Below are 16274 nucleotides of genomic sequence, written 5' to 3'. Positions count from 1 at the left end.
GGCGGTTCAGGAAGCGGATGTTCCTGCTGCCGCGAGCTGGCTGTCGAGATTGAAGACTTCTTCCAGGACCTGGAACCCTTCATCGGGCGCCTGGCCGGAGTCTTCAAAAAGCGTTGCCATTTCCGCCTGCCAGCGGGTATTTACGTCGGTGAGGGCCATGCGTGCCCGGGCGGCGTCGAAGTCGTCGCACTCCACGCAACCCACCAGGAGCCCGTCCTCCCCCAGGAACAGGGAGTAGTTGTTCCAGCCGGCATCCTTCAGCGCGCGGAGCATCTCCGGCCACACGGCGGCGTGGCGCCGCTTGTATTCATCGATCAACTCCGGCTTGATCGAAGAGCGGAAGCACACCCTCATCTGGAACTCTCCTGAACTCGCATAACTTTGAATCGTTTCATTGTTACGATTCAAAGTACTCTTGAACCAGAGTAGGTGTCAAGCATTCCGGCCGGGCCGTTCATGGACCGGAATGCAGCGCACGCGGACCAGCAGCACGGAGAATCATGAACCGCTCAGCCAGCATCAAGGACGTCGCCACGCACGCCAGCGTGGCGGTGGGAACCGTTTCGAATGTGCTGAACTACCCGGACCGGGTGTCCGAGCGCACCAAGGAACGGGTTTTGAAGGCCATTGACGAGCTCGGCTTCATCCGTAACGACGCTGCCAGGCAGCTCCGGGCCGGGCACAGCCGTACCGTGGGGCTGATCGTCCTGGACGTCGGCAACCCCTTCTTCACCTCGGTGGTCAGGGCGGCGGAGGACGCCGCTGCCCTCCACGGCAGCGCCGTGCTGCTGGGCGACAGCGGCCACGATGCCGGCCGGGAAGCCAATTACATTGACCTGTTCCAAGAGCAACGGGTCCAGGGCCTGCTGATTTCGCCTGTGGGCGACGTTACCGAGAGGCTCGACCTGCTGCGCGAGCGCGGCGTGCCCACCGTCCTGGTGGACCGCCTGGCCGACGAGTCAAAGTTCAGTTCCGTTGCAGTGGACGACGACGCCGGCGGGTACCTGGCAGCGCGGCACCTGCTGGACACCGGCCGCCGTCGGCTGGCCTTTGTGGGCGGCGCAACCTCCATCCGCCAGGTGGCCGACCGCCTGCAGGGGGCCGAGCGGGCCGTGAAGGAGGAGTCGGGCGCAACGCTCGAGGTGCTGACCTCGGAGGGCATGACCGTCCTGGCAGGCCGCAGCGTGGGCAACATGCTGGTGGAGCGCGGCAGGGACGATCTGCCGGAGGGCATCTTCTGCGCGAACGACCTCCTGGCCCTGGGAGTCATGCAGTCGCTGACGATGACGCACACGTTCCGGATTCCCGAAGATGTTGCGCTGATCGGCTATGACGACATCGACTTCGCCGTCTCCGCAGTGGTTCCACTCTCCTCCATCCGGCAGCCCACTGAGGCGTTGGGGCGGACCGCCATCGAACTGCTGTCCGAGGAGGTGGAGTCGCAAAACGCCACCCACCGCTCCGTTGTGTTCACCCCCGAACTGGTGGTGCGCCAAAGCACAGCTTCCCCCGCCGCCGGATAAGTGCCGTGGTAGGTGGCCGGCTTAACCCGCCTTTAGGGCCGCCCATAGGTGATAGCGCAGGTGCATGGGTTCGGCGCAGGTAGTCGGCTTCTCAGAAGCTAGGCCACCCTATTGGCCAGGGTCAACCGCCATTTTGAATCGTTACATCACTGGACGGCAGTAGGGACCATGCCGCACACTGGAGGTTGGAAAGCGCTTGCCGAAGGCTAGGGCATCGACGCGAACCGACTCATGCCCTTGGGCGGAATGGAGAACCATGGGAATGCCAGCTGGCGCCCGCGTACCGGACGCTCCGGAAGGAGCTCGGGCATCGGGAGCATTGCCTTCCACAGCCGTTGCCGGCAAGGACGGGGCGCCCGCCCGCGTGGCCCTCGTGGGTGTCCACGGCTTTGGCACCCACCACCTCCGCAACCTTGAACGCCTCCAGGTGGCGGGCGCCGTCGAACTCGTGGCCGTAGCCGACCCGCAGCCGCCGGCACCCGGCTCCGTGCCGGCGGCGGCCGTTGTCTTTCCGGGGCTCGCTGAACTGCTGGCGGACACGCAGGGGCTGGACGTGATCATCGTGGCAACGCCCATCCAAACCCACGCCCCGCTGGCACTCGCCGCGCTGGCCACTGAAGCCGACCTCTACCTGGAAAAGCCGCCGGTGGCCTCGCTCGCGGACTACTTCACACTCCTCGACGCCGCCGCCACCTCCGGCAGGAGCGTCCAGATCGGGTTCCAAAGCCTCGGCTCGCACGCCCTCCGGGCCATCGAAGAGCTGGTGGCGGCGGGCACCATCGGCACCCTGCAGGGCATCTCGGCCACCGGCCGCTGGGTGCGCGACAAGGCGTACTACAAGCGGTCACGCTGGGCGGGAAAGCGCAGCATCAACGGCATCGACGTTGTGGACGGGGTGGCCACCAATCCCCTTGCCCACGCAGTGGCAACCGCGCTGCGGATTGCCGGCGCCCGCACCACGGCGGACGTGGCGTCGGTGGAAACTGAGCTGTACCGCGCGAACGACATCGAATCGGACGACACCTCCGTGATCCGGATCCGCACCGCATCCGGCCTGCCCATTACCTGCGCCCTCACCATCTGTGCCACCGAGTCCGTGGAGCCATACGTGATGCTCCAGGGATCGGCCGGAACAGTGGTCTTCCACTACACGGAGGACCGCCTCACCATCGAAACGGCGTCCGGCCGCACGGAGGAGGCCTTTGGCCGGGACGACCTCACCGAGAACCTGCTGGCGCATCGGCACCGAGGCGTTCCCCTGCTCAGCTCGGCGGTGGACAGCGGGGCCTTCATGCTGGTCCTGGAGTCCATCCGCACCGCGCCGGCACCCGCCCCCATCGACGGCGCCTATGTCCGGTGGGAGGGCGACGGCGAAGCAGCCCACGCCGTGGTGGTCGACATTGAGGACGCACTGGAACGCGCCGGCCGGCAGCATGCCACCTTCAGCGAACTCGGCCTGCCATGGGCCGGGTGCTCCCCTACTTCGTTCGCCCTCCCTGCGTCCTGACTAGCCTTACTTCGGCGCGGCATTTACGGCGTGCGGGACCGCCTGCCATGCAGCCACAGCAGCAGGCCCACGACAACGGCGGACAGCATGCCCAGCCCGCCTGTAACCACCAGTCCGGTGCGCACTCCGAATTGCTCTGTCAGCCAGCCGGCGAGGAGCCCTCCCAAGGCGTGTCCGCCTAGGAGCAGCGGCAGGTACAGCGCCATGACCCGGCCGCGGATGGCCGGGCCGGCCTCGAGCTGGACCACGGTGGCGGCGCTGGTGAGGAAGAGGAGCGTCATGAGGCCCACCACTACCAGCATCGCCGTGAAGAGCAGCAGGTTGGGCATCAGGGCGGCAATAAGCTGGGACAGTCCAAAGAGGCCGGCCGCCGCCACGATGCCCTTGCGCCCCATGTTCCTGAGCCGGGCGGCAAGCAGTGCGCCGGCGAGGGCCCCGATGGCGCTAACGGTATTGAACAGGCCGAAGCCCGCCACGCCGTTGTGCCATACCCTGTCGGCGAAGCCTGCCAGGACCACCGGCCCGTTCATGCCGAAAGCACCCAGGAGCCCCGCCAGCAGAATCAGGAGCAGCAGGCGCGGCCGGTCCCGGACATAGCGGAAACCCGCGAGGAGCTGCCCGCGGCCCCGTTCGGCAGGAGTGCCGGGATAAAGTTCCGAGGTCCGCATGCCGATGATCAGCCCTAGCACCAGCACGCCGATCAGGGCATTGGCAGCGAAGGCGGCAGCCGGACCGGCCTGGGCGATGAGTACGCCGCTGAGGGCAGGTCCCGCCATGGCTCCGAGCTGGGCCAGCGCGTTGTTCAGTCCGATGGCAGGCCGGAGGGCGGCGTCGCCCACCACCTCGTTTACGAACACCTGCCGCGCGGGTTGGTCAATGGCGGCGGTGATTCCCAACGCAACGCAGCTTGCATATACAGCCCAAACGGTGATGGAGCCGCTGGCCACCCAAGCTGCCAGGCCCAGGGCGAGAAGCACGATCACGCACTGGCAGACCATCATGATCCGGCGCTTGGGGTAGAGGTCCACCACCAGCCCGGCGAGGGGCCCCACCACCAGCATGGGGAGGAACTGCAGGGCGACGGCGACGCCCACGGCCGCCGGGCTCCCGGTCAGCTGCAGCACCAGCCAGTCCTGGGCCAGCCGCTGCATCCAGACGCCTACGCTGCCCGCCAGCTGCATGCCCAGGAAGAGCCGGTAGTTGTGCTGCTTCAGCGGGTGGTACCAGCGGGCGGTACTTTCAGGCGGGTGGGTGGACTGTTCGGAACGCGGGCGCTCGGAAGGCACGTCGGGGACTCAACTCGATAGCTGGGAAGACTGGGAAATGGTTCCGGCGCCAAGCGGGCAGCCGGCGCCGGAACGGTGTTTGAGGCAGGGTTTTCAGGCCCGGTGTGAGCGGAGTTTCACTGCGGCGGCTGCGAGTACCAGCGTGCCGGGAACCACGACGAACAGAGCCACGAGCATCCAGACGAAGACCACGGCGCCGAACAGCGCGGCGGCCAGCAGGAGCGAGCCTGACCAGTCACGGAGGGACAGCGCCTTTCCGGTTTCCAGCGCGGAGCGCCAGGCGCTCTTGGCGTCTGTGCCCGGGCCGCTGGAGTCGGACCAGGCGGCGGTGGTGCGCAGCAGCAGGACGGCGCCGCAGGCGGCCAGGAGCAATGTGGCCGGCAGGACAACCTCCCGGCCGGGCAGCTGGCCCACCCAGGCCAGCAGGAGGTTGAGGACAATCACGACGGCGGCTGCCGCGGTGAGGAGTCCAAGCTTCCAGCTGCCGGGCAGGGCAGCCTTGAAGGTGCCCCAGAGGCCACGCACGGAATCATCGCGGCCGGCGAGGTGCCGTTCCAGATGGGCAATCCCCGCCGCGTAGGCGGCGGGGATGGTGACCAGCGGGATGGACAGCACCAGCACCAGCAGCCCGGCCAGGAGGGTCTCGGAGAACAGCGCGAACCGGTTCACCGGTATGGGCTCGTGGCGGCTGGATGCGGGAGTGGTGCTGTCCATGATGCTCATTCCTGTCTCCGTCAGCCCTTCAGGCCCTGGGTGGAAACGCCTTCAACAATGTACCGCTGGAAGATCAGGAAGAAGAGCAGCACCGGCAGCAGGGCCAGGACGGACATGGCGATCATGGCGCCGTAGTCCGAGGACTGGGTCTGGTCCACGAAGAGGCGCAGGGCCAGCGGCAGCGGGTACTTGTCCGGGGTGTTCAGGTAGAGCAGCGGGCCCAGGAAGTCGTTCCAGCTCCAGATGAAAGAGAAAATCGAGGTGGAAATCAAGGCCGGCTTCATGAGCGGCAGCATGATGGAGGTGAAGATCCGGACGTGCCCGGCGCCGTCGATCCTTGCTGCCTCATCCAGTTCTGCGGGCAGGTTGCGCATGAACTGGACCATGAGGAACACGAAGAACGCATCCGCGGCCAGGAACTTGCCGATCAGCAGCGGCACGTATGTGTCCACCAGGCCAAGCTGCTGGAACACGATGTACTGCGGGATGATCACCACGTGGAACGGCAGGAGCAGGGTGGCGATCATCATGCCGAAGAAGATGCTGCGGCCAGGGAACTTGATCCTGGCGAACGCGTAGGCCGAGACGCTGGCCGAGAGGATGGTGCCCACCACGGCACCGATGGCCAGGATCAGTGAGTTAGTGAAGAACTGCAGGGTGGACACGCCGCCGATGCCGTCCATCGCCGTGACGAAGTTGTCGAAGCTGAAGTTGCTGGACCACAGCGACGTGTTCGCACCGCCGATCTCCGAGTTCGGTTTGAACGAGGAGGCGATCATCCACAGGGCGGGATAAAGCACCACCGCGGTGAGAAGGAGGGCGACGGCATGGAACGCCAGGCTCTTGGCCCGCTTCGCGCCCGCGGACTCCGATTTGGGGTTGTAGACCAGGGCGGAGGCGTTCGGGGCGGACTGGGTGGGGGTTGCCATGGTTGTCATTTTGCATCACCGCTGTAGTGGACCCAGGACTTGGACGTGCGGAAGAAGATCAGGGTAATGATGCCCACCACGATCACCAGGAGCCAGGCCATTGCGGAGGCGTAGCCCATCCGGAAGTCGCTGAAGCCGCGCAGGTACAGGTAGAGGGTGTAGAAGAGGGTGGAGCCGGCGGGGCCGCCTTCACCATTGGAAATGATGTAGGCCGAGGCGAAGATCTGGAACGCGTGGATGGTTTCCATCAGCAGGTTGAAGAAGATCACCGGAGAGAGCATTGGCCAGGTGATGTTGAAGAACTTCCGCACCGGACCGGCGCCATCCATGGACGCAGCTTCGTAGAGCTCGTTGGGGATCTGTTTCAGGCCGGCCAGGAAGATGACCATCGGGGCGCCGAACTGCCAGACCGTCAGGAGAATGAACATCGGCATGGTCATGGACGGGTTGCCCACCCAGCCGCCGAGGTTGATGCCAAAGAAGGACAGGCCCTGATCCACCGGACCGGAGTCGCCGAACATGGCCTTCCAGACGATCGCGATCGAGACGGACGCGCCGATGAGGGAAGGTGCGTAGAACGCGGACCGGTAGAAGCCCTGGCCGCGGCGCTTGCTGTTGAGCAGCATGGCCACCGCCAGCGCGGCGGCGAGCTTCAGCGGGGTACCGAAGACCACGTAGCCTACGGTCACGCCCACCGACTGCAGGAACCGTTCGTCCTGGAACAGGGTGGTGTAGTTGTCCAGGCCGATCCACTTGGGCGGCTCGAACAGGTTGTAGTTGGTGAAGGACAGATACAGCGAGGAGATCATCGGCCCCACGGTGAGGGCGATGAACCCCAGCAGCCAAGGCAGCAGGAAGGTGTAGCCGGCGCGGGCGTCCGCCCCGCGCTGTTTCGACTTGCGAAGCTGCGCGGGGGCGGACGTCGTGGAACGCCTGCTCAGGGTTGGGCTTTGAGTCACGAGTTCAATCCGTCAGTCATGAAGCGAGAATCAGGCGGAGGCCTGGATCAGGCGTTCTGCTTGATAAGGTCTTCGGCTTCCTTGAACCAGGCATCGGTTGCACCGTTGATGTCCAGCTTGCCGAAGTTCAGGTCGGAGGCGATGCGCTTGAAGGAGGCTTCAAGCGTGCCGAAGCCGACGATGGGCGGCTCGGGAGCGTCCTTGAGGTACTTCTCGATGGACTTCTCGTAATCGACAACCAGCTTATCGGTGCCCTCGAAGGTGGTTCCGTCGCGCTGGGTCTTCGAGGCGGGCACGCCGCGGGAGGTCTTGAAGATCTGGCCGACCTCTGGATCGTTGACCATGAAGTCGATGAAGCGGGCAGCGGCGTCCTTGAACTTGGTCTTGGCGCTCGCCACCATCAGCATGGACGGCTTGAGGAACAAGCCCAGGTTGTCCGCGTCGTCCGAGGGAACCGGGGCGAGCTTGAGCTCCTTGGCGCCGCTGTCAGCGAGATAGCCTGCCATGAAGTTGTCCCACGTGACTTCCGTGGCCGTGACGTTGGAGCCGAACGGCGACTTAGGTGCCAGCTGGGTGACGCGCTCTTCCGAAACGATGGCACCGGTGCCGCGCAGGTCCGCGGTGAGGTTCCACCACTTCTTCAGGTCGTCCTTGGTGAAGCCGAGCTTGCCGTCCGCGGTGAAGGCTTCGATGTTGTTCTGGCGCAGCCAGATGTTGAACATCCACCAGACGCCGGTGTAGTCGGTGCCGCCGAAGATCGCGCCGTTGCTCTTGGTCCCTACTTCGGTGAGGAACTCGTTGAATTCCTTGTAGGTCCAGGTGCCGTCCGGCTCGGCGATGCCCAGGGAGGCGAGCTTGGCGGGGTCGTAGTAGACGGCGAACGCATTGGTGCTCGTGGGGATGCCGTAGGTCTTGCCCTTGATCTGGCCCGAGGGCAGGAGGGACTTCTCGAAGGCGTCCGTGTTGATGTTGACGGTGTCCAGGTCCAGGAGCTGGTTGCGCTGGCCATAGTCGCGCAGGTAGGACAGGTCCCACTGCATGACGTCCGGCAGGCCGCCGCCGGCAGCTTCGGTGGCACGCTTCTGCCAGTAGCCGGCGAAGTCGGTGAAGTTTCCGTTGACCTTGATGTCCGGGTTCTTCTCCTCGAACAGGGCGATGGCCTTGCGGGTGCGCTCGGCACGGTCATCATTGCCCCACCAGGTGTAGTTGATGGTGACGGGGTTCTCGGCGGAACCGGTCTGCCCCGAAGTGCTGGACGCGGTACCGCACGCGGCCAGAACGCCGGCAGATGCAGTGCCGACGGCGACGGTGGTGAGGAAATGCCTTCTGTTGATCACGGGAGCCTCCTTGCTCGATGTGTGTAATCCCAGATCTCATCTCCAACGTGAGTAGTGAGCTGGCTTACACGGCTTCTGAAACGATACAATATAGGCATTCCAGAAATTGGGCAAGCGTTTTCCAAACATCTGACGTTCCGACCGGTTCCACACCGCAGCAGACAAAGGAGTCCCATGACAATCGAGGCAATTTCCGGCCCGGCCAGCGTTTGGAGCAAGGTTGAAGGCATCGCCTTCGGCGGCGACTACAACCCGGAGCAGTGGCCCGTCAGCGTGCGGCTGGAGGATCTGGAACTGATGCAGGAAGCCGGCGTGACCTTCCTCAGCGTCGGGATCTTCTCCTGGGCACTGCTGGAACCTGTTGAAGGACAGTATGAGTTCGGCTGGCTCGACGAGGTGCTGGACAATCTCGCGGGCATCGGCGTCAAGGTGGCCCTGGCCACCGCCACCGCCGCTCCCCCGGCCTGGTTGGTCCGCAAACACCCTGAAATCCTGCCGGTCACGGCTGACGGAACCGTGCTGGGTCCGGGCTCGCGGCGGCACTACACGCCGTCGTCGGCCGTTTACCGCCGCTACGCCAAGGGCATCACCCGGGCGCTGGCCGAACGCTACAAGGACCACCCGGCACTGGCACTCTGGCACGTGGACAATGAGCTAGGCTGCCACGTTTCCGAGTTCTACGGCGAGGAGGACGCGGCAGCATTCCGCGTGTGGCTGGAGCGCCGTTACGGAAGCATCGAGGCGTTGAACGCCGCCTGGGGTACGGCATTCTGGAGCCAGAACTACGCATCGTTCGAAGAGATCCGGCCTCCCGGCGTCGCTCCCAGCACACTGAACCCCGGCCAGCAGCTGGACTTCCAGCGGTTTAACTCCCGGGTCCTGATGGACTACTACCGCGACCTCGTGGCCGTCCTGCGTGAAGTGACCCCCAACGTTCCCTGCACCACCAACCTGATGGCATCGAGTGCCACAAAGGCCATGGACTACTTCGACTGGGCCAGGGACCTGGACGTCATTGCCAACGACCACTACCTGGTGGCCGCGGATCCGGAACGCCACGTCGAACTCGCGTTCAGCGCGGACCTCACCCGTGGAATCGCCGGTGGCGACCCCTGGATCCTGATGGAACATTCGACGTCGGCCGTCAACTGGCAGCCGCGCAACCAGCCGAAGCTGCCGGGCGAGATGCTCCGGAATTCCCTCGCCCACGTGGGGCGCGGGGCGGACGCTGTGATGTTCTTCCAGTGGCGGCAAAGTTTTGCCGGATCGGAGAAGTTCCACTCCGCCATGGTGCCGCACGGCGGGCGCGACACGCGGGTCTGGCGTGAAGTGGTGGACCTGGGCGCCGCCCTCAAGCTTCTGGAACCGGTCCGGGGATCACAGGTGGAAACCAGAGTGGCCATTCTCTTCGACTACGAGGCCTGGTGGGCCAGCGAAATCGATTCGAAGCCCAGCATCGACGTCCGGTACCTGGACCTGCTGCGCGCCTTCCACCGCTCGCTGTACCTGCGGGGCGTCGCCGTTGACATGGTGCACCCCACGGCACGGCTGGAGGACTACGACCTGGTGCTCGTCTGCACGCTGTACTCAGCCACGAACGAGGCCGCCGCCAATATCGCCGCGGCCGCTGCCTCCGGTGGCACCGTTTTGGTCAGCTACTTCAGCGGAATCGTGGACGAGAAGGACCACGTGCGGCTGGGCGGCTACCCGGGCGCCTTCCGGGACCTGCTGGGCGTGCGGGTGGAGGAGTTCCATCCCCTGCTCGAGGGTTCCCGGCTCAAGCTGAGCAACGGCACCGTAGCGTCCGTGTGGAGTGAGCACGTGCACGCTGTGGATGCCGAAACGGTTCAGACTTTTACCGAATACCCCCTGGAGGGCGTCCCGTCCCTGACCCGGCGGACTGTCGGCAGGGGCGCTGCGTGGTACCTGGCCACTTTCCCCGACCCGGACGGCATCGAGGCTGTGGTGGACCGGCTCCTTGCCGATTCCGGCCTTGCACCCGCCGCTGTGGCCGACACCGGCGTGGAGGTGGTGCGGCGCCGCTCTGCCGACGGCGGGAGCTTCCTGTTCGCGATTAACCACACCCGCTCCGGCGCCTCAGTGCAGGCATCGGGAAGGGATCTGCTGACGGGTGATGCATTCTCCGGGATTGTGCCTGCAGGCGGAGTGGCGGTGATCGCCGAGGAGGGCTGAGCCTTCTTCTTTCGGACTGGCACGCCATGAATGACGACGGCGGCGCTTCCTTGGTGCCGTCGTCGCGTCATATGCAGGGGTACTGGCCGGTTTTCCACATCGGAAACTGGCGCCTCTCTTTACTGTCACACCCTGCTGGAAGACTTTGTTTATGGAAGCGGTTGGGGCGTTGGCAGGGATGTGGTCGGGGCGCGGTGATGTCCCGGCTGTTGCTGATGTGCTTACCTTGCTCGCCTGCGTGCCTGTTGCCGCCGCTGGTCCCGGGATGATTGACCAGTTGCGTCAGTTGGAGGATCTGAAGTCCCTGGCCGCCGCCCGGCAGGCCGATATCGCTGTCGCCTTTGATGTGTCGCAGCGGCTGGAGCAGGCCGCGGCCGGTGTCCCTCCCGAGGAGCAGGGCACGGGTGTTGCCGCCCAAATTGCGCTGGCGCGGCGGGAATCCCCCGCCCGCGGCGGCAGACTCCTGGGCCTAGCGAAAGCCCTGACCGCGATGCCGCGGACGCTGACAGCGTTCCGGGCCGGGCATTTGAACGAGTGGCGGACCACCCTTTTCGTGAAAGAGACAGCTTGCCTGACCACCGAGGACCGGGCAGCGGTGGACGAGGAACTCGCCGCCGACACCGGCACTTTCGACGGGGCCGGGGACCGCGCCATCACTAACGCCGTCCGCACCGCGGCCTACCGGCGCGATCCCCGCTCTGTCGCGAGGCGGGCAGCCCACGCCATGACGGAGCGGACAGTGTCGTTGCGGCCGGCTCCGGACACCATGACCTACCTGACCGCGCTGCTGCCCGTCCACGAGGGGGTGGCCGCCTACACCGCCCTGACACAGGAGGCCGACGCCGCCCGCTCCGCAGGGGATGAACGGACCCGGGGCCAGGTCATGGCCGACACCCTGGTCGAACGCGTCACCGGCACCCCGGGCGGGATCACCGGCATCGACGTCCAACTGGTGATGACGGACCGGACCCTGTTCCAGGGCGACAGCGAACCGGCCAGGATCCCCGGCTACGGCATCATCCCCGCCGAAACCGCCCGCACCCTCCTCCTCAGCGCAAGGACAGCTGGCAGGACAAACGCGGCTGCAGCCGACACCGAAACCAGCACCGGCACCGGCACCGGCACCGGCTCAGAAACGCATGACAGGCAAGACCTGGCCCTCTGGGTCCGCCGGCTCTACACCACACCCGGCACAGGCGAGCTCGTCGCGATGGACTCCCGGGCCAGGCTCTTCCCGGCAGGGCTCAAACGCTTCCTCCAGGTCCGGGACGACACCTGCCGCACACCGTACTGCGACGCGCCCATCCGCCACCACGACCACATCACCGCCTGGCACAACGGCGGAACCACCACCGCGAAGAATGGCCAAGGGCTCTGCGAAGCCTGCAACCTCACCAAAGAAACCCTAAGCTGGTCGACAAAACCACTCCCGCTGCCCGGCCTCCGGCACACTGTCCAGACCCGGACCCCCACAGGCCACACCTACAGTTCCACCGCGCCACCGTTGCCGGGAACACGATGGTCAGCTGCCAATCTGTGGGCCACGCACACTCCCGAGCTTGGATTATCACCACCTTCAGCGGGATTGCCCCCTGCTGCGGTGAAAAACGCGGTCCAGGTGCTGGGGCGGGTCATCCAGCTGGCGTGATCCAGCCTTAAACAGCTCCGTCCCGGAAGGAACCCGTGGTTCCTGCCGGGACGGAGCTGCCACCCGCCGTCGGACGCTGTGGGCGGAGGAGGCATCCACCCAACTGGCCGCCGTGTTGGCGGTGTGAGGTCTAGCTGCTGATGGCCGACTTCATTTCGTCATGGGCCTTCTTGCCTGCTTCTTCCGGGGACAACCGTTCGAAGAGGACTTCCGAGGTGTACCGCTTGATAATCTCCTGGATGGAGCCTGCGCCCTTTGGCGGCGGTGCCGGAGCCTCACCGAGTTCGTCCTTGATCTGGTCGATGAACTTGACCACCTTGACGTCGGCGGGGGTCAGCTTGGGCTCGATGGCTGCCCGGACTTCGGAGTTCGGGTATACACCGCGGTCAGCCAGGAGGGCTTCACCGGCTTTGACGTCGTTCGCCAGGAAGTTGATGAACTTGGCCACTTCCTCAGGGTGCTTGGTGCGTGAGGAGGCTGACCAGAACTGGGATGCCTTGTACCAGAGCCCGGCATCGGCGGCGTCACCGGTCTTGGTGGGGAACCGCAGGATCTTCAGGTCGCCACCGGAGGCCTTTTCCAGTGCGGGCGCCTGGTTGGACCACCAGAAGGCCAGGGCGTTCTTGCCCGTCGCCAGTCCGCTCTGGTCCAGCGGTGCGGCTTCGGCCTCAACCACCTCGGATGCGGTCGGCACTGCCTTCTTCTCGCTCAGCTGCTTTAGGTTGTCCCACCAGGCGGCGATATCGGCCGGCTCAAAGCCCAGCTTCCCGTCCGACGTGTAGAGGGACTTTCCGTCCTGGCGGAGCCAGACACCCAGCGAGGCCTCATCGGTGCCATATGCCGCAGCGCCGTAGGTGCCCTTCGGTGACTTCTCCGTTATTTCCGCGGCGATGCGTCCGAAGTCCTCCCAGGTCCAGGTGGAGTCATCCGGCAGCGGGACACCGGCGGCTTCGAAGACAGCCGGGTTGGCCAGGATGGTGGCGGCGTTGATGCCGGCGGCAATACCCGTCAGCCCGTCTTCGCTCTTGCCGGCGTTCAGGGCGGCTTCGTCGAGCTTGGACGTGTCAATGTCGTACTTCGACAGGTCCAGGAGCGCGCCGCGGCTCGAGTACTCGGTGATGTACTTCTCGTCCATCTGGATGATGTCCGGGGCGTCATTGGCCGCCACCTGGGTGGCCAGCTTGTCCCAGTAGCCGCTCCAGTCGCCAAACTCCGGCTTAATCTTGATGTTCGGGTTCTCGGCTTCGAACTGCTTGATGGCTTCCTGGGTCAGCTGGGCGCGTTTGTCGCCGCCCCACCAGGAAAAGCGCAGTTCAACAGGGCCGTCGGCACTTTGCGCGGTATCTCCTCCGCCGCATGCACTGAGGGCCATGACGACGGCGGCGACCGCGGCCACAACGCCCGTCTTGCGGATGCGGCGGGCTGCGCCGGAGGATGAATTTTCTGCCTGCCTCTCAGCAGATGCAGAACGGGGGAAAAACGGCACTTGGTACTCCGATCTTCTTTGATCTTGGTGCTGGGGATTGTGTGGTCTTGGTTTCGCTATGCAGGAAAAGAGGAACCGTATCCTTGAGACGGGAAAACGCTTTCTGGACCTAATACTATAAGTGTGTGACTTGTAATACAAGGCATTGTCCGGAGAGTTTCAGGATGCCGGGAAGGACAGTCGAACGGCCCGCCCCAGGGACGGGCCATCGGACTTATCGCCGCCCGGTGCAGAACCGCGGTCCTGGGGTTCTGCGGCAGCGCGGGGCTACTTGATGCCCGTGGTGGCGATGCCCTTGATAAGGAACCGCTGGCCGAACAGGAACACCAGGAAGACCGGCAGGAGGGACACGATGGACATGGCGAACAGTGATCCCCAGCTGGTTGCGGACTGGGAGTCCACGAACGCACGCAGGGCCACCGGCACCGTGAACATGTCCGGATCCGTGAGGTAGATCAGGGCGCCGAAGAAGTCGTTCCAGGTCCAGATGAAGGTGAAGATGGTGGTGGTGGCCAGGGCCGGCACCATCAGCGGCAGGATGACCCGCAGGAAGATGCGGGGGTGGCCGGCGCCGTCGATCCGGGCAGCTTCATCGAGTTCACGGGGAATACCTCGGATGAACTGGACCATCAGGAAGACGAAGAACGCGTCCGTGGCGAGCAGCTTGGGCACCAGCAGCGGCCAGAAGGTGTTCACCCAGCCGATCTGCGAGAACAGGATGTACTGCGGAACGATCACCACGTGGAAGGGAAGCATGATGGTCAGCAGCATGATGCCGAAGAACAGCTTCTTCCCCGTGAACTGCAGGCGGGCGAAGGCGTAGGCGGCCATGGAGCAGGAAATCAGGTTGCCCAGGATCGAGCCGATCACCACGATGGCCGAGTTGATCATGTAATGCCCGAACGGGTGCGTCAGGGCGGACCAGCCGTCCGTGTAGTTGCTCATTTCCAGGCTGTTCAGCCACAGGCCGGGCTCCCGGAAGATCATCTCGTTGGGGCGGAGCGAGGAGACCACCATCCAAAGGAGGGGGTAGATCATCAGGCCGCCGGCGAGGATCAGGATGCCGTGCTTCATCAGGGACTTGCCGCGCTGGGCCCGGCTGAAGGCCAGGGTCCCGCGGGACTCGCGGGGCTTGCGGTGGTTCGTAGGCTTACCGGCATTCCCGGACTTCTTATCCGATGCGGGCAGCGTCTCCAGGTTAGTCGTCATAGAAAACCCAATACTTAGAAGCGATGAAGTTGATGGCGGTGAAGACGCCGATGATGACCAGCAGGAACCAGGCCATGGCCGACGCGTAGCCCATATCGAACTGGCCGAAGCCCTTTTGGTAGAGGTACAGCGTGAAGAACATCGTGGAGTCCGAAGGACCACCGTTGCCGCCGGAGACGATGAACGCCTGGGTGAACGACTGGAACGAACCGATGATCTGCAGAACCAGGTTGAAGAAGATGATGGGGCTCAGCATCGGCATGGTGATCCGCCAGAACTGCTGGAGCGTGGTGGCGCCATCCACCTTGGCGGCCTCGTAGTACATGTGCGGTATCTGGCGCAGGCCGGCCAGGAAGATGATCATGGGGGCGCCGAACGTCCAGACGTGCAGCAGGATGATCGAACCCAGTGCAGTGCTGGGATCCGAGATCCAGCCCGGCCCCTGGATGCCGAACATCGCCAGGACCTGGTTGACCAGGCCGGTGGTGCCGAAGATCTGCTTCCAGAGGATGGCCACGGCCACCGAACCGCCAAGCAGGGACGGCAGGTAGAACACCGAGCGGTAGAACGGCAGTCCGCGCAGGCCCTTATCCAGGACCAGGGCGATCAGCAGAGCGACGGCGAGCTGCAGCGGAACACCGACAAAGACGTAGGTGAACGTCACACCGAGCGAGTTGTGCAGCCGGGCATCGGTCAGCATCCGGGTGAAGTTGTCCAGCCCGGTCCATTCCGGCGGCTGGAGCAGGTTGTAGTCCGTGAAGGACAGATAGAGGGACATCAGCATGGGGCCGATGGTGATGGCTACCAGGCCCACCAGCCACGGCAGCAGGAAGATGTACGCGGCCTTATTGTCCCGGCCGTTCGCCTTCTTTTCCTCGGCGGTGGCTTTGCCCTTCCGCCGGGACAGCGAGCTCAATTCACTGATCGCGCTCACTGCAGGTTCCCCGGCCGGTATGGGCCGGCCGCGGCCGGCCGCAGGGCCCTGGGTTTGTGCTTCGCGGCCATATGGTCTCCTTTGGTCATCGTGGCCTCCACGTTCTTGTCATCGCGCTGCGATGGTTGCGGGCACCTGTGGCGCCGGTGGCGAAGGCGACCCCGCAAGAACTGCGGAACACCTTGCCGGGCGCCGCCCAAGGTGCTGGATGAAAGCGGCTCGCTACCAAAGTAAACGGTTTCTTGACTGATGTATAGCCCTTTGCTAATTTTTGAGAAAGCGTTTTCTGTCACCGGCATCACTCAACTCTAGAACAGCAGCTCAGGAACACCAGCAAGGGGCGGGACCATGACGTTCGTTCTAAAAATGTCAGTACCGCCAAAGCCGTTCCCTGCAGGATCCTCCGCCACCATGCGAGTATTGAACCGTTACAACTCCGACGTTCTTTTCGGACCTCGACCCCAACGCGATAGGCACCATGACGCTGCCCACGGCAGGTTCCGGGTTCGTCGCTGGCCAGTCCGTGCTGTTCCCGGACTACGGCGCCAT

13 protein-coding genes are annotated in these 16274 nt (G+C 64.7%); 4 read left to right on the top strand and 9 right to left on the bottom strand.

The genetic code is table 11. The features are described from left to right. Positions 1 to 6: 6 nt before the first annotated feature. Positions 7 to 354 carry an L-rhamnose mutarotase gene (locus AC5RTT_RS10565; protein WP_494145149.1) on the bottom strand — a complete coding sequence of 116 codons (348 nt, stop codon included), beginning with the start codon at positions 352 to 354 and terminating at the stop codon, positions 7 to 9. Positions 355 to 500: 146 nt separating this feature from the next. On the opposite strand from AC5RTT_RS10565, the gene AC5RTT_RS10560 reads away from it, so the two are divergent. Together AC5RTT_RS10560 and AC5RTT_RS10555 are read left to right on the top strand one after the other, a co-directional pair. After that, positions 501 to 1523, top strand: a complete 1023-nt coding sequence (locus AC5RTT_RS10560; RefSeq protein ID WP_494145148.1) for a LacI family DNA-binding transcriptional regulator — start codon at positions 501 to 503, stop codon at positions 1521 to 1523. Positions 1524 to 1842: 319 nt separating this feature from the next. Beyond that, positions 1843 to 3030, top strand: coding sequence for a Gfo/Idh/MocA family protein (locus AC5RTT_RS10555; protein ID WP_494145147.1), 1188 nt, complete (start codon positions 1843 to 1845; stop codon positions 3028 to 3030). A gap of 23 nt (positions 3031 to 3053) precedes the next feature. Here AC5RTT_RS10555 and AC5RTT_RS10550 read toward each other — a convergent pair whose 3' ends face one another. From AC5RTT_RS10550 to AC5RTT_RS10530, 5 genes are all read right to left on the bottom strand, one after another. Beyond that, entirely contained in the window at positions 3054 to 4316 is a 1263-nt protein-coding gene (locus AC5RTT_RS10550; protein ID WP_494145146.1) for an MFS transporter, read from the bottom strand. A 93-nt stretch (positions 4317 to 4409) separates the two neighbouring features. Further along, on the bottom strand, positions 4410 to 5039 hold the full coding sequence (locus tag AC5RTT_RS10545) for a Poxvirus protein I5 (protein ID WP_494145145.1): 630 nt from the start codon (positions 5037 to 5039) through the stop codon (positions 4410 to 4412). Between the two features lie 11 nt (positions 5040 to 5050). Then, positions 5051 to 5968, bottom strand: coding sequence for a carbohydrate ABC transporter permease (locus AC5RTT_RS10540; RefSeq protein ID WP_494145144.1), 918 nt, complete (start codon positions 5966 to 5968; stop codon positions 5051 to 5053). After that, positions 5965 to 6918 (bottom strand): carbohydrate ABC transporter permease, encoded by a 954-nt coding sequence (locus tag AC5RTT_RS10535; protein ID WP_009356691.1) that lies wholly within the window; start codon positions 6916 to 6918, stop codon positions 5965 to 5967. Before AC5RTT_RS10535 ends, AC5RTT_RS10540 begins: the two co-directional genes overlap by 4 nt. Before the next feature lie 47 nt (positions 6919 to 6965). Further along, entirely contained in the window at positions 6966 to 8255 is a 1290-nt protein-coding gene (locus tag AC5RTT_RS10530; RefSeq protein ID WP_494145143.1) for an ABC transporter substrate-binding protein, read from the bottom strand. A gap of 174 nt (positions 8256 to 8429) precedes the next feature. Here AC5RTT_RS10530 and AC5RTT_RS10525 point away from each other — a divergent pair, with 174 nt between their 5' ends. Then, positions 8430 to 10448, top strand: a complete 2019-nt coding sequence (locus AC5RTT_RS10525) for a beta-galactosidase (protein ID WP_494145142.1) — start codon at positions 8430 to 8432, stop codon at positions 10446 to 10448. A gap of 151 nt (positions 10449 to 10599) precedes the next feature. Next, on the top strand, positions 10600 to 12096 hold the full coding sequence (locus AC5RTT_RS10520; RefSeq protein WP_494145141.1) for an HNH endonuclease: 1497 nt from the start codon (positions 10600 to 10602) through the stop codon (positions 12094 to 12096). Positions 12097 to 12226: 130 nt separating this feature from the next. On the opposite strand, the gene AC5RTT_RS10515 is transcribed toward AC5RTT_RS10520, so the two are convergent. From AC5RTT_RS10515 to AC5RTT_RS10505, 3 genes are all read right to left on the bottom strand, one after another. Continuing rightward, positions 12227 to 13582, bottom strand: coding sequence for an ABC transporter substrate-binding protein (locus AC5RTT_RS10515; RefSeq protein WP_494145140.1), 1356 nt, complete (start codon positions 13580 to 13582; stop codon positions 12227 to 12229). Between the two features lie 267 nt (positions 13583 to 13849). After that, the gene (locus tag AC5RTT_RS10510; RefSeq protein WP_009358525.1) at positions 13850 to 14791 is read right to left on the bottom strand and encodes a carbohydrate ABC transporter permease; all 942 of its coding nucleotides are present in this window, start codon (positions 14789 to 14791) and stop codon (positions 13850 to 13852) included. Further along, the gene (locus AC5RTT_RS10505) at positions 14781 to 15725 is read right to left on the bottom strand and encodes a carbohydrate ABC transporter permease (protein WP_494124497.1); all 945 of its coding nucleotides are present in this window, start codon (positions 15723 to 15725) and stop codon (positions 14781 to 14783) included. The genes AC5RTT_RS10510 and AC5RTT_RS10505 overlap by 11 nt, the downstream gene beginning before the upstream one ends. Positions 15726 to 16274: the final 549 nt, after the last annotated feature.

Source organism: Arthrobacter sp. Y3221157, from assembly GCF_059089865.1.
Note: the sequence above shows the minus strand (reverse complement) of the source record. Positions and strands in the feature narration are given on the sequence as shown.